The sequence below is a fragment of the Pseudomonas guineae genome, from assembly GCF_900113745.1.
Taxonomy (GTDB): domain Bacteria; phylum Pseudomonadota; class Gammaproteobacteria; order Pseudomonadales; family Pseudomonadaceae; genus Aquipseudomonas; species Aquipseudomonas guineae.
Genome location: NZ_FOQL01000003.1, coordinates 113501 through 128453 on the forward strand (window position 1 = coordinate 113501; position 14953 = coordinate 128453).

The 14953-nt window shown below is 59.6% G+C and carries 18 protein-coding genes; 10 read left to right on the top strand and 8 right to left on the bottom strand.

What is annotated here, in order from left to right:
- Nucleotides 1–3: 3 nt before the first annotated feature.
- The 3 genes from cysW (BMZ32_RS11965) to BMZ32_RS11975 form a co-directional block, all read right to left on the bottom strand.
- Nucleotides 4–876: a sulfate ABC transporter permease subunit CysW gene (gene cysW / locus BMZ32_RS11965; protein ID WP_090242289.1), complete on the bottom strand. Its 873-nt coding sequence runs from the start codon at nucleotides 874–876 to the stop codon at nucleotides 4–6.
- A 10-nt stretch (nucleotides 877–886) separates the two neighbouring features.
- Nucleotides 887–1705 (bottom strand): sulfate ABC transporter permease subunit CysT, encoded by an 819-nt coding sequence (gene cysT, locus BMZ32_RS11970; RefSeq protein ID WP_090243040.1) that lies wholly within the window; start codon nucleotides 1703–1705, stop codon nucleotides 887–889.
- A gap of 156 nt (nucleotides 1706–1861) precedes the next feature.
- On the bottom strand, nucleotides 1862–2860 hold the full coding sequence (locus BMZ32_RS11975) for a sulfate ABC transporter substrate-binding protein (RefSeq protein WP_090242291.1): 999 nt from the start codon (nucleotides 2858–2860) through the stop codon (nucleotides 1862–1864).
- Nucleotides 2861–3224: 364 nt separating this feature from the next.
- Between BMZ32_RS11975 and BMZ32_RS11980 the strand changes: the two genes are divergently transcribed.
- From BMZ32_RS11980 to cysW (BMZ32_RS11995), 4 genes are all read left to right on the top strand, one after another.
- Complete coding sequence (locus tag BMZ32_RS11980; protein WP_090243042.1) at nucleotides 3225–3806, top strand: alpha/beta hydrolase; 582 nt, start codon at nucleotides 3225–3227, stop codon at nucleotides 3804–3806.
- A gap of 222 nt (nucleotides 3807–4028) precedes the next feature.
- A complete protein-coding gene (cysP, locus tag BMZ32_RS11985) occupies nucleotides 4029–5042 on the top strand; it encodes a thiosulfate ABC transporter substrate-binding protein CysP (protein ID WP_090242293.1) in 1014 nt (337 codons plus the stop codon).
- A gap of 68 nt (nucleotides 5043–5110) precedes the next feature.
- Nucleotides 5111–5959, top strand: a complete 849-nt coding sequence (gene cysT / locus BMZ32_RS11990; protein WP_090242294.1) for a sulfate ABC transporter permease subunit CysT — start codon at nucleotides 5111–5113, stop codon at nucleotides 5957–5959.
- Entirely contained in the window at nucleotides 5956–6786 is an 831-nt protein-coding gene (cysW, locus tag BMZ32_RS11995) for a sulfate ABC transporter permease subunit CysW (protein WP_090242295.1), read from the top strand. Before cysT (BMZ32_RS11990) ends, cysW (BMZ32_RS11995) begins: the two co-directional genes overlap by 4 nt.
- Nucleotides 6787–6910: 124 nt before the next feature.
- On the opposite strand, the gene BMZ32_RS12000 is transcribed toward cysW (BMZ32_RS11995), so the two are convergent.
- The 4 genes from BMZ32_RS12000 to BMZ32_RS12010 all read right to left on the bottom strand — a co-directional run bounded on the left by BMZ32_RS12000 (nucleotide 6911) and on the right by BMZ32_RS12010 (nucleotide 8599).
- The gene (locus BMZ32_RS12000) at nucleotides 6911–7684 is read right to left on the bottom strand and encodes an OmpA family protein (protein ID WP_090242297.1); all 774 of its coding nucleotides are present in this window, start codon (nucleotides 7682–7684) and stop codon (nucleotides 6911–6913) included.
- Nucleotides 7681–8085, bottom strand: coding sequence for a DUF4398 domain-containing protein (locus BMZ32_RS12005; protein ID WP_090242299.1), 405 nt, complete (start codon nucleotides 8083–8085; stop codon nucleotides 7681–7683). The genes BMZ32_RS12000 and BMZ32_RS12005 overlap by 4 nt, the downstream gene beginning before the upstream one ends.
- Before the next feature lie 106 nt (nucleotides 8086–8191).
- Nucleotides 8192–8332, bottom strand: a complete 141-nt coding sequence (locus tag BMZ32_RS19445; protein WP_167376751.1) for a hypothetical protein — start codon at nucleotides 8330–8332, stop codon at nucleotides 8192–8194.
- A gap of 36 nt (nucleotides 8333–8368) precedes the next feature.
- Nucleotides 8369–8599: a CsbD family protein gene (locus tag BMZ32_RS12010; RefSeq protein WP_090242301.1), complete on the bottom strand. Its 231-nt coding sequence runs from the start codon at nucleotides 8597–8599 to the stop codon at nucleotides 8369–8371.
- Nucleotides 8600–8908: 309 nt separating this feature from the next.
- Between BMZ32_RS12010 and BMZ32_RS12015 the strand changes: the two genes are divergently transcribed.
- A complete protein-coding gene (locus tag BMZ32_RS12015) occupies nucleotides 8909–9451 on the top strand; it encodes a hypothetical protein (RefSeq protein ID WP_090242303.1) in 543 nt (180 codons plus the stop codon).
- Between the two features lie 146 nt (nucleotides 9452–9597).
- Here BMZ32_RS12015 and BMZ32_RS12020 read toward each other — a convergent pair whose 3' ends face one another.
- Nucleotides 9598–10170, bottom strand: a complete 573-nt coding sequence (locus tag BMZ32_RS12020) for a COG3904 family protein (protein WP_090242305.1) — start codon at nucleotides 10168–10170, stop codon at nucleotides 9598–9600.
- A gap of 129 nt (nucleotides 10171–10299) precedes the next feature.
- On the opposite strand from BMZ32_RS12020, the gene BMZ32_RS12025 reads away from it, so the two are divergent.
- The 5 genes from BMZ32_RS12025 (at nucleotide 10300) to BMZ32_RS12045 (ending at nucleotide 14879) form a co-directional block, all read left to right on the top strand.
- Complete coding sequence (locus BMZ32_RS12025; RefSeq protein WP_090243044.1) at nucleotides 10300–10836, top strand: DUF3087 domain-containing protein; 537 nt, start codon at nucleotides 10300–10302, stop codon at nucleotides 10834–10836.
- Between the two features lie 164 nt (nucleotides 10837–11000).
- Nucleotides 11001–11921 carry a glycine betaine ABC transporter substrate-binding protein OsmF gene (osmF, locus tag BMZ32_RS12030; RefSeq protein ID WP_090242307.1) on the top strand — a complete coding sequence of 307 codons (921 nt, stop codon included), beginning with the start codon at nucleotides 11001–11003 and terminating at the stop codon, nucleotides 11919–11921.
- Nucleotides 11922–12032: 111 nt separating this feature from the next.
- A complete protein-coding gene (locus tag BMZ32_RS12035; RefSeq protein ID WP_208598714.1) occupies nucleotides 12033–13160 on the top strand; it encodes an ABC transporter permease in 1128 nt (375 codons plus the stop codon).
- Nucleotides 13157–14143 (top strand): ABC transporter ATP-binding protein, encoded by a 987-nt coding sequence (locus BMZ32_RS12040; protein WP_090242311.1) that lies wholly within the window; start codon nucleotides 13157–13159, stop codon nucleotides 14141–14143. The genes BMZ32_RS12035 and BMZ32_RS12040 overlap by 4 nt, the downstream gene beginning before the upstream one ends.
- Nucleotides 14136–14879, top strand: a complete 744-nt coding sequence (locus BMZ32_RS12045) for an ABC transporter permease (RefSeq protein ID WP_090242313.1) — start codon at nucleotides 14136–14138, stop codon at nucleotides 14877–14879. The genes BMZ32_RS12040 and BMZ32_RS12045 overlap by 8 nt, the downstream gene beginning before the upstream one ends.
- Nucleotides 14880–14953: the final 74 nt, after the last annotated feature.

Here is a 14953-nt window from a genome sequence, read left to right on the forward strand (position 1 = left end):
GGCTTATTCCTCGCCAGCATTGGCTTTCAGGCGGTTGATACGTGACTCGCTCCACTGCTTGAGCAGCAGGATAAACAGCGCCAGCAGTAACAGCAGGCTGGCGACGCTGAACGCGGCGACGTGATTGTATTCGTTATAGAGAATCTCGACATGCAGCGGCAGCGTATTGGTGTAACCACGAATATGCCCGGACACCACCGACACCGCACCAAACTCACCCATGGCCCGTGCGGTACACAGCACCACGCCGTAGATAAGACCCCATTTGATGTTGGGCAGGGTCACATGCCAGAACATCTGCCAACCATTGGCCCCGAGCAGGCGCGCGGCCTCTTCTTCCTGGGTGCCTTGCTGCTGCATCAGCGGGATCAGCTCGCGAGTGACAAAGGGCACAGTGACAAAAATGGTGGCCAAGACGATACCCGGCAAAGCGAAGATGATCTGAATATCATGCTCACGCAGCCAAGGGCCAATAAAGCCCTGGGCGCCGAACAGCAACACATAGACCAGCCCGGCAATCACCGGCGAGACCGAGAACGGTAAGTCGATCAGGGTCACCAGAATGCTCTTGCCGCGAAATTCGTACTTGCTCACGCACCAGGCAGCGGCCACGCCAAACACCAAGTTAAGCGGCACCGAAATACCGACGGCCAGCAGTGTCAGCTGCAAGGCCGCGAGGGCATCAGCCTCAAAAATCGCACTGAAGAAAGTCCCCAGTCCTTGCTTCAGTGCCTCACTCAGCACGATTAACAGCGGCAGCAATAAGAACAGTACAAACACCAACCAGGCGCTGATAATCAGCAAGCGCCGGCCCAGCTTATTACCGCGCCGCGAGGCATTCGCCCTAGTGGCCAGCGTCAGAGTAGTAGAAGACATAGCGACCACCTCAGGGCTTAGCGATTTGCCGCTGCAGCAGATTGATCAGCAGCAACAGAATGAAGGACACCACCAGCATCAGCACACCGATCGCCGTGGCGCCGTGGTAGTCGTACTGGTCGAGTTTGACCATGATCAACAGCGGCAGTATCTCGGTTTTCATCGGCATATTGCCGGCGATAAAAATCACCGAGCCGTACTCCCCGACCCCACGGGCGAAGGCCAGGGAAAAGCCGGTGAGCCAGGCCGGCAGCAACGCCGGTAGCAATACATAACGGAACACCTGCAAGGGTTTTGCGCCCAGGCAGGCCGCTGCCTCTTCGACCTCACGTGGAATATCCGCCAGCACCGGCTGCAGGGTGCGCACCACAAACGGCAGGGTGACAAAGGTCAGTGCCAGGGTGATACCGATGGGGGTGTAGGCAATTTTGAAACCCAGGTCAGTGGCGAACTGGCCCACCAGGCCGCTTGGGGCATACAAGGCGGTCAGAGCGATACCGGCAACGGCGGTAGGCAAAGCAAAGGGCAAGTCGATCATTGCCTCGATAACCTTGCGTCCTGGGAAGGTGTACCGCACCAGCGTCCAAGCCAGCAGCGTACCAATAATGCCGTTGATCAATGCTGCGACAAACGCAGCGCTAAAGCTCAACTTGAGTGCGGCCAAAACCCGAGGGGCGCTGATGATTGCCCAGAACTCCGCCCAGCTGAGCTGAGCGGCGTGGATGAACATGGCGCCCAGCGGAATCAATACCACGAGGCTGAGGTACACCAGGGTGTAACCCAGCGTCAGCCCGAAACCGGGTATGACGGGGGAAGTACGACGAGACATGGTTTGGCCTTGGCGGGTTAAACGATGAAGGAATGGCGCGTGACGAATCCGTAGCCCGTAGGGTGGGTTGAGCGCAGCGATACCCATGCAGCACATTGCTGGGTATCGCTTTGCTAAACTACGCGGCCCGCCCCATCCTACGTTCGCGCGTCAAACTCACTGGGCCTGGTAGATCTGGTCGAACACCCCACCATCATTGAAAAACTTCGGCTGGGCAGTTTTCCAACCGTTGAAATCCTTATCGATGGTCACCAGCTTCAGTTGCGGGAACTGCTTGGCGTACTCGCTCGCAATGGCCTGGTTACGCGGACGGTAGAAGTGTTTGGCCGCCAGACGTTGACCTTCATCGCTATACAGGTAGTTGAGGTAGGCCTCAGCCACTTTACGGGTGCCCTTTTTATCGACGTTTGCATCCACTACAGCCACCGGCGGCTCGGCCAAGATCGACAGCGACGGCGCGACGATCTCGAAGTTGTCGCCGCCCTCTTCCTTAAGCGCCAGGAAGGCTTCGTTTTCCCAGGCCAGCAACACGTCGCCGATCTGGTTATTAACGAATGTGATGGTCGAGCCACGAGCACCGGTATCGAGAACCGGCACGTTCTTGTAGAGCTGACCCACGAACGCTTGGGCTTTCGCCTCGCTGCCGAACTTCTGCTGGGCGTAAGCCCAGGCCGCGAGGAAGTTCCAGCGCGCACCGCCAGAGGTTTTCGGGTTCGGGGTGATCACTTCAACGCCCGGCTTGACCAGGTCATCCCAGTCTTTCAACCCCTTGGGATTGCCCTTACGCACCAGGAACACGATGGTTGAGGTATACGGCGTACTGGCGTCTGGCAGCCGTGTTTGCCAGTCCTCCGGGATCAACTTGCCAAGTTTGTACAGTTCGTCGATGTCACCGGACAGGGCCAGGGTCACCACGTCTGCACGCAGACCATCGATTACCGCACGGGCCTGCTTGCCCGAACCACCGTGGGATTGCTGGATGGTCACCGCTGCATTGCCCTGGGCTTGCCAGTGCGTGTTGAAGGCTTTGTTGAAGTCGCTGTAAAGCTCACGGGTCGGGTCGTAAGAGACGTTGAGCAGGGTTTCAGCAGCGACCACCGGGCCGGTAATCAGGGCGCTGGCAAGGGCAGCGAGGGCAAAACGGCGAATGGACATGGTGCAGCTCCTAAACTCTTCGAATATGTGTGTGCTCGGTCTGTCAGACAGGGGCGATCAACAACGCATTCGCGGATAACAGCTGCAGTAGTAATAAAGGGTCATGGTCTTGCTCCTTGAAATCCCCACCTGCAACGGCTGATAAGTGCCGTGAGCAGTGGGTGTGGAGCGGATGCTAGTGATAGATTTATATTCTTAAAAATACCATTTAAGAACATTGATATGCATTTTTAGAATAAACGAAACGCCCACCGACCAACCGCATTAAAAACAGTTATGGAATAAGAAAATAATTTTTAAGTCTTTTTAGTATCTTTAGCGCTTCCCTACACTGCAGCCATTCACACCTACTGGAGAGCGCATGATGCGCAACCAAACTATCCGTCACCTGATAGTGCCGGGCTGGCAAGGATCGGCCGACGCGCATTGGCAGAGTCACTGGCACCGTAGCCTGCCGAACAGTGCACGTGTGGAGCAGGCCGACTGGCTAACCCCTAATCGCGAAGACTGGGTGGCCAAGCTGCAACGCAACATCGATAGCGCCCCGTGCCCAACCATTCTTATCGCCCATAGCCTGGGCTGCATCACCGTGGCGCACTGGGCGGCTCAAGCGCCAGCCGAGTTGCTGGGTCGGGTACAAGGCGCCTTGTTGGTCGCCCCAGCCGATGTGCAACGGAGCAATTGCCCGTCAGCATTGCAGAACTTCGCACCGATACCGCAGCAGCCGTTGCCGTTTCCCAGCCAGTTGGTCGGCTCGGACAACGACTCTGCCGCCAGCGCGGCGCGCGCGATCGAGCTGGCCCGCGACTGGGGCAGTTATGTGACGATCCTTAGCGGCGCCGGGCATATTAATGTGCAGTCCGGGCATCAGCGCTGGGAGCAGGGCTTCACCTACCTGTACCGCCTACAAAACCGTGTTGACCAGCACAGGCTTCGCAGCGCCTGACTGCCGGCGCCTAAGCTGTCACGACAGATCTTTAGCCGCTCAAGCCAGCGGCTTAAGGCTGCAAAAATGCTGGCACGAAAATCACTTTTAGTTATATCAATAGCATTAAAAGTTTCTTTTTAAGAATAAAAAACTTGTGCAGTATCGGCGCCACATTCTGGCCAACAGGTCAGGCTCTACCCCGCGCTGCCTGCCGGCGCCGTGACGAGGAACGTCTGCATCATGCTCAAGAAAATTTTGCTGGCCAGCGCCATCACCTCAAGTCTGCTGGTCAGTGCCGCTGCACTGGCCGAAGACGCGCCGATCCTAAACGCCTCCTACGACATCGCCCGTGAGCTGTTTGCCGAAATCAACCCCAAGTTCGTCGCTCACTGGCAAGCGCAAACCGGCAAAGAGCAGAAGATCGACCAGTCGTTCGCCGGTTCCTCGCGCCAGGCTCAGGACATTATCCAGGGTAAGAAGGTCGATACCGTAACCTTCAACCAAGTCACCGACGTCGACATCTTGGCCAAGCGCGGCCTGCTGCGTGAGGACTGGGCCGAACAGTTCCCCAACAACAGCTCGCCGTACTACAGCACCACAGCCTTTCTGGTGCGCAAGGGCAACCCGAAGAACATCAAGGACTGGAACGACCTGGCCCGTGAAGACGTCAAGCTGGTGTTCCCTAACCCGAAAACCTCCGGTAACGCGCGCTACAGCTACCTGGGCGCTTGGCTGTATGCCAACGAGCAGTTCAAAGGCGATGAAGGCCAGATCAAAACCTTTGTCGGCAACGTGCTGCGCAACGTCGAAAACTTCCCCACTGGTGGCCGCGCCGCCACCGTTGCCTTCGCCCAGAACGGCCAAGGTGACGTGCTGCTGACCTTCGAATCGGAAGTGGTCAACATCGCCAATGGTGAGGAATTCAAATCCGGCGAATACGAAATCGTCGTGCCACCGGTTAGCGTGCTCGCCGAGTTCCCAGTAGCGCTGGTCGACAAGGTGGTCGATCAAAAAGGCACCCGTGAAGTGTCCAAAGCCTACCTGGACTTCCAGTACACAAAGGACATCCAGCAGCTGCTGACAACCTACAACTACCGTGTGCATAACCCGGAAGTAGTAGCGGCTACCGCGGCGCAGTTCCCGCAGATTCGCCTGATCAACCCAACCGAAGTCCTCGGCACCTGGGATGAGATCACTGCCAAGCACTTCGATGCCGATGGTATCCTTGACCAACTTTTGGCCGAAGGTCGCTAAGACCTCATCGGTTTGAGCAACAAACAGCCGCCGTCTTTACGGCGGTTTGTGCTTTCAGGGATTTACGTGTGCCTAAGACACCTCGCTTCTTTCTGCAGAACCCGCTGCTACCAGGCTTTGGTCTAAGTTTCGGCTTCAGCACCTTTTACATCTCGCTGGTGATCCTGTTTCCGCTCTCGGCGTTGCTGCTGTATGTCAGCGACATGAGCTGGGCGCAGTACTGGCGGGCGATCAGCGATCCGCGCGTGGTACAAAGCTATAAGGTGACGATCAGTGGTGCGTTCTACGCCACCATCGCCACCGTGCTGATCGGCCTGTTGTTGGCGTGGATCATCACTCGATACGACTTCCCTGGCCGGCGTCTGGTGGATGCGCTGATCGACCTGCCCTTCGCGCTGCCGACCTCGGTGGCCGGGCTGACCCTGGCCACCCTGCTCGCCCCAAGCGGTTGGTTAGGCCAATGGCTGGAACCCATGGGCATCAAACTGGCCTACGCCTACCCCGGCATTTTGATTGCCATGGTGTTTACCAGCCTGCCGTTTGTGGTGCGCACGGTGCAGCCGGTGCTACAGGATCTAGGCCGCGACTATGAGGAAGCCGCCAGCACCTTGGGCGCTAATCGGGTGCAAACGTTTTTTTACGTGGTGCTGCCCACCCTGATCCCGGCGCTGCTGACCGGAGCCTCGCAATCGTTTATCCGCAGCCTGGGCGAGTTTGGCGCGGTGATCATGATTGCTGGCAACATCCCGTTCAAAACTGAAGTGACTTCGCTGATGATTTTCGTGCGATTGCAGGAGTTCAACTACCCCGCGGCTGCGGCAATTGCCTCGATCATTCTGCTGGCCTCACTGGTGCTGCTGTTTAGCCTGCAAGTGCTGCAAGGCCGCCTGTTCAAATGGCAACGGCAAGGCATATGAAAAAACCTCAATACTGGCACCAATGGCTGTTGATCGGCCTCGGGCTGAGCCTGATCACCCTGATTCTGCTGGTGCCGCTGGCGCTGATTTTCAGTAAAGCCTTCTCCGGTGGCCTGGCCCTGCTGTGGGGCAACCTGGGCGAGGACTACATGCTCCACGCCATCGGCCTAACCCTGCTGGTGGCGGCGCTGACGGTGCCGATCAACCTGTGTTTCGGCATTCTGCTGGCCTGGTGCGTAACCCATTACGATTTTCGCGGGCGCAAGCTACTGACCACTCTGCTCGACATCCCTTATGCAGTGTCGCCGGTCGTCGCCGGGCTCTGTTACTTGGTGGTGTATGGGCTGGAACACGCGCTGGGGCGCTGGTTCTACGACAACGGCATGCAGCTGATGTTTGCCTGGCCGGGCATCGTCATGGTCACGGTGTTTGTCACCGCACCCTATGTCGCGCGCATATTGATTCCAGTGATGCAGTCCCAAGGTCAAGATGAAGAGACCGCTGCGCTGTGCCTGGGTGCCAATGGCTGGCAGATCTTCCGCCATATCACCCTGCCGAAGATCAAATGGGCGCTGCTGTATGGCGTGGTCATCACCAATGCCCGCGCGGTGGGTGAGTTCGGTGCAGTGTCGGTGGTGTCCGGCACCATCATCAACCAGACCCTGACCCTGCCCTTGCTGGTCGATCAGCTCAACAACGATTACAAACCCGCCGCCGCCTTTACCGCTGCCGCGCTGCTGGCTTGCATGGCACTGCTGACCTTGCTGCTGAAAACCTTTATGGAATGGCGGCAACGCACGCTGATGCAGCGCGCCGAGGCGGTTTAAGCGTTTTTACTCGGCGCAGTGGCAACACCTGTAACGTCAGACGCTGCCACTGCGCGAGCACGCTTAGAGTTGTACGTAATGCCGGGCTGCTAATGCGCGGGCCGGCATACAGACGTTGCGCGCTTTATTCTTCGCTGATGATGAGTTCCACGCGGCGATTCATCTGCCGGCCCGAGGCCGATTCATTACCGGCAACCGGCATGCTCTCGCCTTTGCCCGACGCACTCAAACGGCTTGGCGCAATGCCTTGAATGGTCAGGTAACGCATCACCGACGTGGCACGACGCTGGGACAAGCTCAGGTTATTTTCCTCGCTGCCAACGCTGTCGGTATGCCCTTCAATCATCACGCGACGCTCAGGGTTCTGGTTAAGAAAAATCGCCAGCTTGCCCAGGTTATTCGCTGTGCCCGCACGTAATTCGGAGCGCCCCGTGGCAAATAACACGTCACCCAAGGTCATGACCAAGCCACGCTCGGTTTGCTTGGCATTGAGCTCATCAAGCTGGCGCTGCAACTGGTCGGCCTCCTGAGTGCGTGAATCCAAGCGCGCGCCTGCGCGCTGTTCGCTGAGTACCTTGCGCTGGTCTTCATAAAAGCGCGTTTGCGCCAAGGCATTGGCAATTTCTACCCGGCGGTCTGCCATCACGACCAAATGCTGGCCTAATGCCTGCTCTTCAGGCTGGTCCTTACGCGGTTGCTCGGCCACGATCACCGCTTGCTCGGCCGCATTGAGCGCAACCGGTGCACGCGTATTCAGTTGTGGATCGGCTTGCAGTTGCGTGAGCTTGTTGCGAACTTCGGCAGCGCCTTGCGGCATGCTGGGTGGCGAGGCACAACCGGCCACACTTAGGCTGATCGCAGCGGCCAGCAGGTACTTAACGTGATAGGCAGTGTTCATTGTGGTGCTCCCGTGTTGCGCTGCATTTCCTGCTTCAGGCTGTTGGTGCTTTTGCGCATTTCGTCATTGACCACCTTGGCCTTGGTCGCCTGTGACATGGCTAGGGCCAGCTCGGCCTCAACCCGCGATTGTTCGGCCAGACGCTCAGCCAGCAGCATCTCTTCGCGCTGCACGGCCAAATTGGCCGACGCCAATTTCTCCCGTGCAACGCCCAACTGCGGCGAGGCGTAGTCGGCCACACGCGCTTGTTCGGCATTGCTGATTGCGGTTTTTGCCGCTTGCAACGCCAGGTTCGGCGCAACCGGCGGCGTAGCGCAGGCGCTCAGCAACAGCAGCCCGCTAAAAACGCCGGCCAGGCGCAACGCGGCCCTGCCAGAAAGCATCGATGAAGTCCTGTTCATAGGTATGTCCTCAAAACAATGAAGGATGAGCGCGCCGCGCAGGTATCCGCGTGCCAGCTCAGGTTGGCTAGACCACAGCGTTCTTTAAGCGCTGCAGAGAGCGTTCTTAGCGGCCCGCGCACTGGCTGACGACGCAGCCGGGCGGCGCACTTTGTGCCAGGTTCATGGCGATCAGCAGGCTGCCCACGGCGATCCCGGCATAGGCAATCGCAAACACTAATAAAAGCGGGCGGTAATCGATGTTCATCACGTATCTCCAATCAGTGGACAAGGCGATAAGGGCTCAAGCCGCGCCGTTACCGCGCGGGCCTTTACGGGCAAAAAAACCTCTGACCTGAGCATCTGCATCACCGCGGGAGAAGCCATAACGCGCCTGCAGCAAGCCTGCTAGGCGCTGCATGTGGCCGGCATGGTGCAGCGCGGGGTTATGGTTCAAACGCGCCCAAGTCATCTGCAGAGCGCCCACGGACTGACGCCATTGCCCATGCAGGAACTGCAACCGCTGCAAGCTCATGGGCGCCTCACCGCAGCACGCGCAAAAACGTGGGCATCACACCTTGCAGAGCAGGTTGAGCAATCAGCTCGAATGGCCTTACACATGCTGTGTCTCCCAGTGCAACACTGCTCTCAACGCATGGACGCAGCTCACTGGGGACAGAATCACCGCGGCGCATAGGCCTGTCGGTACGCTGGCACGCATAGGCGCACAAATAGCTCAGATATGGCTATTGGCCTGCGTACGGCGGCGCACAGACGGGCTTGGCAGTGCTGCCTAAGCTGGTGCTTCGGCCGTCAGTGACGGTTCATGAGCAGGAGCAACACGATGGACCTCTACCGCCACCACGTATCGGGCTTCTTTAGCCAACGCAGCACCGCCGAACAGGCGCTGGCCCAGTTGATTCAGCGGGGCATGCACAGCGAGCAATTGCAGATAGTCGCCAGCAACGCAGATGCCCCACCCGCCCCCGCGCCCCAGGCCAGAAGCAACAAGGTGTTGAAGGACATGCTGATCGACATCGCCATTGGCACAGGGATCGGTATTGGCATCGGCGCGTTGATTGCGGTGGCAATGATTGTCAGCGAGGTGAGCCTGTTTTATGCAAGCCCGCTGCTCGCACCGCTAACGCTAATGGGCATGAGCGGGTTTATCGGGGGTTTTCTTGGCAGCGTGATCGGGGCGTCATCGGCCGCCGGCGCGCATCACGGTCGTTTTGCCGCGTTGGTGAGCAAAAGCATTACTCACGGCGATGTGGTGCTGGTGGCGCAAACCGACAACGAGCAGCAAACCAGCATGGCCCGTGAAGTGATCAAAGCCACTGCCGGTTTGGTCAAGGACATCAATATGGCCACTACCCGCTCGCCATAGACGCTGCCCCCACCGGCCTTCTCGCTCAGGGTCCGCAGTGCAAGGCAGCAGTGCGAGCAGATGATCCGCGCGGCTGCCAGTAAGCCGGGCAAAAGCGTCTTCACCAGGCATCACGAGCCGGTCTAACGCTGGCAATTGTCCGCGCCTCACTGCAAGCGGAAGTGCGCCAGCTCGCTAGGGCTCAGCACGCGCATGCGTTGCGGCTCGGTGCGGTTGATCGCCTCAAGCAGCGCAAGCGGCACCTGCATATCCTTGAAGTAAGCCACCTGACTGGCACGATTAACACCGTGCCTGGAGGCCGAATGCACCGAGTCACTGCCCGCGTAATAGGGCCGGTGAATACCCACATAGCCACGCACGGTTTTACGCTGCCCCGCCGCCAGCAGGTACACGCAACTGCCTTGGCATACCCCGGTGGATGGCACCAGGCTGTCAAAGCGGGTTTCGCGCAGCAGGCGGCCGATACGCATGGCCTCTTCCACACTGCCACCAATGCTGTCGAGCATGACAATTTTCCTGGCAAATGTGCCCGGATTGGCCTTGATGCCTTTGAGCAAGGCCTCATAATCGCCCGGCGCAATATCCTCGGAAACCTTAGCCACCAGGATCCGCCCCAGCGTCTTATGCTGGCCGGCCTGCACTTCGACCTTGGCCTGCGCGGCGCTCGCACACAGCGTCACCACGCCAATAATTACAGCCTGAAACACACTACGGCCCATAAATCCGACAATTCCTTAAGCAACGTCACCCGTGGGTGGGCAAGATACCTTGCAGCAGCGATCGCGCATACGCCGAATCAACCTCAATCAACGCACCCACTTCACCGCAGAGAGAGCCCCGTGGCCACGATGTTCGAAATCCAACAACAGAACCCAGAGCGCTACCGCCAACAGACCCGCCGCAGCACGGTAATCATCGCCCTGACGTTCGTTGTGCTGGCCATGCTGCTGTCCACCGCCACCGTCATGCTGTTTGGCCAACCGGGCGGGGATAATTTCCGCTGGAACCTGGCCGGCGTGATTATCGCCCTGCTGCTGACTGTGGCCCTGGTGCGCTGCTTTATGTGGTCACAACCCTGGATGGCCGCAGCGGCCTATGGCTGGCAACTCAAGCGCAGCCTGATGCGCATCACCAATGTGATGCACCACGTCAAACCCGGAGTGGCTGCACATGACCCGGACGCCATGAAGTTGCTGCGCTTCTATCATCTCGGCCTGACCCAAATGCACCAGCTGGACGGTAACTCCAGCGCACTCAGCGAAGCCGTGGCGGAGATCAACCGGCACAAAGAGCGCATGGAAAGCCTGGGGATGGACATCGATCAGCCGCAACTCAACCCCAACTGGATCGAAGCCGTGAAAAAAATCAGTGTGCTGCCCGGCTAAACATCGCAAACCCACAACCTTGCTGCACGCAAAACAGCAGCGGCTAGCCCCCTGCATCGGCGCTGCAATCGATCATGGTCTCTGCGCTGGGTAATGCCTGGTCGGTGGGTTTCTAACTGAAAGACCGCTATTGTTTTACTCGTTATCTTTACAGGAGCCTCACCATGACTCTCATGCAACGTAGAACTGCGCTCATCTTGGCTGGCTTACTGGCCATGGGCAGCGCCTTCGCTCAAGCGGATACACCCGTGCGGGTGGGCTCCAAGATCGATACCGAGGGCAAGTTGCTGGGCAATATGATTGTGCTGGCACTGGAAGCCAATGGCATCAAGACCGAGAACAAATCTGGCCTGGGCAACACCAAGGTGATGCGCGGCGCGCTGACCGCCGGCGAGATTGATCTGTACCCTGAATACACCGGTAACGGCGCCTTCATTTTTGCCGAAGAGTCCAACCCGGTTTGGAAAGACGCTAAAGCTGGTTACGAACGCGTCAAGGCGCTGGACTACGAGCAGAATAATATTGTCTGGCTGACGCCTGCGCCGGCCAACAACACCTGGGCGATTGCCATTCGCCAAGATGTGGCCACCCCCAACCAACTGAAAACCCTCGACGACCTGGGCCAATGGCTGGGCAAAGGTGGGCAGTTCAAGCTGGCCGCCTCGGCTGAGTTTGTCGAGCGCTCGGACGCGCTGCCAGCCTTCCAAACGGCCTACAACTTCACCCTCAAACCCGAGCAGCTGCTGACGTTGGCCGGTGGCGACACGGCGGTAACGATTCGTGCGGCTGGTGAAAAAACTTCCGGCGTCAACGCGGCCATGGCCTATGGCACAGACGGCGCCGTGGCTGCCTTAGGCCTGGTAATTCTCGAAGACCCCAAAGGTGTTCAGCCTATTTATGCCCCCGCACCTATTGTTCGCGAAGACGCCCTCACGCAACACCCTCAAATCGCCGACGCCCTGGCGCCGGTATTCGAACTGCTGGACGGCCCCACGCTGCAGAGCCTGAACGCCAAGATTCAGCTCGAAGGCCAGGACGCGAAGAAAGTCGCCTCAGACTTCCTCAAATCCAAAGGGCTGCTGTAATAAGCCCGCTGCTGGCAGCGCACTGGCGCGGCAATAACCGTGGTTAGAATCTCGAACCCAGCGGCCCACCCTCGCTGGCGAACGGCCCAAGCCGTCCTCACGTTGTTGGCTGTGGTTGCTTTATGGAGCCTGCCGCTGGTGCGGGTGGCGCCCAATCGTCTGGTGTCAGGTGAGGCGGTCTCATTTTTCGACTTGCTGCAAGGCTCGGCATGGGGTTTGGCCGTCTTGCTGATCGGGTTGCTATTACTCTCGCTAGCACCGCCTAGGCGCATCTGTTTGTGGCTGACCGTAGTGGCGGCAACCGTCTTGGCGGTGGGGCTCGGCATTCAGGCCGCCAACCACGCCACCCAGGTGGTACAGGCAAGCACGCCGTTTGCCCGCACGGCATTGGGCAGTGGTCTGTGGCTGGTGTGGCTGCTGTTGGGCTTGGTGTTGGCCGATGCACTGCAAGCGCTGCGAGCCGGCACACTGGCACGCCTGGGTGTGGCTACGGCGGTTTTGCTACCGCTGGGACTCATGCTGGTCAGCGGCGGTGCCGATGAGTTATCGATCATGAAGGAATACGCCAATCGCAGCGATGAGTACTGGGGCGTGATTGCGCGCCATTGTCAGATCGTCGCGCTGGCGCTGCTCTTCACCCTGGCCATTGGCCTGCCGCTCGGTTGGGCCACCCACCGCTACGTACGTGTGGGACGGGCGATGTTCCCGTTGCTCAATATCGTCCAAACCATCCCCTCGATTGCGCTGTTTGGCCTGCTGATGGCGCCGTTGGCCTGGTTGGCCGCGAGCTGGCCGGCACTAGGCCGCGCCGGCATCAGTGGCGTAGGCCTGGCGCCAGGGGTGTTGGCGCTGACGCTGTACAGCTTGTTGCCGGTGGTGCGTGGCACGCTGGCCGGGCTGGCGCAGGTGCCGTCTGCAGTGACACAGGCCGCCCAAGGCCTGGGCTTTTCACCGGCGCAATTGTTTTGGCAGGCGCAAGTGCCGCTGGCACTGCCCGTGGTGTTGAGTGGTGTGCGCATCGCCAGCATTCAGGCGGTGGGCCTGGCCGCAGTCACGGCGCTGATTGGCGCGGGTGGCCTGGGTAGCCTGATGTTTGAAGGTTTGTTCAGCAGCGCCCAGGATCTGGTGTTGCTCGGTGTGGTGCCCATCGTCGCGCTGGGCGTTTTGGTGGACGGCGTGTTCAAACTGCTGATCGCCCGCACCCGCCCAGCCACCCCCAACATGGAGTCGGCGCATTGATTGAATTTGCAAACGTTTCGAAAACCTATGGCCATACGGCTGATGCGCCTAAAGCCCTCGATGATGTGAGTCTGCGCATTGGCAGCGGTGAGCTGGTGGTGTTGATTGGCGGCTCGGGCTCGGGCAAATCTACCTTGCTGAAAATGATCAATCGCATGGAGCAGCCCGACACCGGCACTGTAGCGTTGGACGGCCAGGACATGGTGCATATGCCGCTGCGTGAGCTGCGCCTGCGCATGGGCTATGTGATTCAGTCGGTGGGGCTGTTTCCGCACTGGACGGTGGCGCGCAATATTGGCGTGGTGCCAACCATGCTCGGCTGGAAACCCGAGCGCATTGCCGCCCGTGTGACCGAGCTGCTGAGCCTGTTTGACCTTGACCCTACCACCTACGGCCCGCGCTACCCGCACCAGTTGTCGGGTGGTCAGCAGCAGCGTGTGGGCGTGGCGCGCGCGTTGGCGGGCGACCCGGAGGTGCTGCTGATGGATGAGCCCTTCGGCGCGCTGGACCCGCTTATTCGCACGGCCTTACAGGACGAGGTGAAGCGCATTCATCAAGCCTCGGGCAAGACCATCGTCATGGTCACGCATGACATCGACGAGGCACTGCGCCTGGGCACCCAGATCGTGTTGTTGGAGCAGGGTCGGATTGTACAAGTCGGCTCACCGTTGGCTCTGCTGAGCCAGCCCGCCAATAAGCAGGTGGCTGACTTTATCGGCCGCAGCGACGTCGGCATCAAGCTGTTGTCACTGCAGAGCGCAGGCAGCCTGGCACGCGTTGAGGCGCCACAAAGCACGCCCTTTCTGCCTGCCAGCGCCAGCCTGCGCGAAGCCGTTTCGACCCTGGCATTGCACGGCTGCCAGAGCCTCAACCTGCTGGACGATACGGGCGCGCACGCGGGGGTTCTGCACGCGACCGACTTATTCAATCGCCGGCACACTGGCTCTCTGCCGTTAAGCGATGACCAGGGGCAGCATGCTTAAGCCGCGCTACGCCTGGCTGGGCGACAAGCTGCTCTGGGCCGTCTTGCTGCTGGCGGCCTTGGTGTTCGGCCTGCCCCACAGCGAAGCGCTATTCGCCAGCCTGTTCCCGCAGTTGGAACGCCCGGTATACCGCCAGGAGCCGTTCACCCAATTACTCTGGCAACACGTGTTGCTGGTGGGCGCATCGGGCGCGGCCGCCGTACTAGTGGGCACTCTGGCGGGGATCTGGGTAACCCGCCCCGCAGGACGGGCCTTTCGCCCGGTGCTGGAAACGCTGGTGTCCATGGGGCAAACGCTGCCACCAGTGGCCGTGTTGGCACTGGCGGTGCCGGCGGTGGGCTTTGGTGAACTGCCCGCTTTGATCGCGCTGGCGTTATACGGGCTGCTGCCGGTGGTACAGGGCACGATCACAGGTCTGCAAGCCGTGGCTGCGCCCGTGCTGCAAGCGGCCAATGGCATGGGCCTGTCGCCGTGGCAGCGCCTGCGTCAGGTCGAGGGGCCGTTGGCCATGCCGGTGTGGCTGTCAGGTGTGCGCACCTCAGTCATCATCAATATTGGCACCGCAGCCATTGCCTCCACCGTAGGCGCCAAAACGTTGGGCTCACCCATCATCGTCGGTTTGAGCGGCTTCAACACCGCCTACGTACTGCAAGGCGCGGTGGTCGTAGGCATGCTGGCCGTGGTGGTGGACATGGGCTTTGAGCGCCTGGCCCGCCGAGTAGACTGGGCGCACTGAGCGGGCTCTGCGCCTGCTCGATGCAAGCAAACCCCAGTGCTGGCGCGACTGAAAGGGCTTGAATCACGACGTCA

Bases quoted from the DNA above. Each gene is read 5' to 3' on its own strand.
- cysW (WP_090242289.1), bottom strand. From the start codon at position 876: ATGTCTTCTACTACTCTGACGCTGGCCACTAGGGCGAATGCCTCGCGG.
- cysT (WP_090243040.1), bottom strand. From the start codon at position 1,705: ATGTCTCGTCGTACTTCCCCCGTCATACCCGGTTTCGGGCTGACGCTG.
- BMZ32_RS11975 (WP_090242291.1), bottom strand. From the start codon at position 2,860: ATGTCCATTCGCCGTTTTGCCCTCGCTGCCCTTGCCAGCGCCCTGATT.
- BMZ32_RS11980 (WP_090243042.1), top strand. From the start codon at position 3,225: ATGCGCAACCAAACTATCCGTCACCTGATAGTGCCGGGCTGGCAAGGA.
- cysP (WP_090242293.1), top strand. From the start codon at position 4,029: ATGCTCAAGAAAATTTTGCTGGCCAGCGCCATCACCTCAAGTCTGCTG.
- cysW (WP_090242295.1), top strand. From the start codon at position 5,956: ATGAAAAAACCTCAATACTGGCACCAATGGCTGTTGATCGGCCTCGGG.
- BMZ32_RS12000 (WP_090242297.1), bottom strand. From the start codon at position 7,684: ATGAACACTGCCTATCACGTTAAGTACCTGCTGGCCGCTGCGATCAGC.
- BMZ32_RS12005 (WP_090242299.1), bottom strand. From the start codon at position 8,085: ATGAACAGGACTTCATCGATGCTTTCTGGCAGGGCCGCGTTGCGCCTG.
- BMZ32_RS19445 (WP_167376751.1), bottom strand. From the start codon at position 8,332: ATGAACATCGATTACCGCCCGCTTTTATTAGTGTTTGCGATTGCCTAT.
- BMZ32_RS12010 (WP_090242301.1), bottom strand. From the start codon at position 8,599: ATGAGCTTGCAGCGGTTGCAGTTCCTGCATGGGCAATGGCGTCAGTCC.
- BMZ32_RS12015 (WP_090242303.1), top strand. From the start codon at position 8,909: ATGGACCTCTACCGCCACCACGTATCGGGCTTCTTTAGCCAACGCAGC.
- BMZ32_RS12020 (WP_090242305.1), bottom strand. From the start codon at position 10,170: ATGGGCCGTAGTGTGTTTCAGGCTGTAATTATTGGCGTGGTGACGCTG.
- BMZ32_RS12025 (WP_090243044.1), top strand. From the start codon at position 10,300: ATGTTCGAAATCCAACAACAGAACCCAGAGCGCTACCGCCAACAGACC.
- osmF (WP_090242307.1), top strand. From the start codon at position 11,001: ATGACTCTCATGCAACGTAGAACTGCGCTCATCTTGGCTGGCTTACTG.
- BMZ32_RS12045 (WP_090242313.1), top strand. From the start codon at position 14,136: ATGCTTAAGCCGCGCTACGCCTGGCTGGGCGACAAGCTGCTCTGGGCC.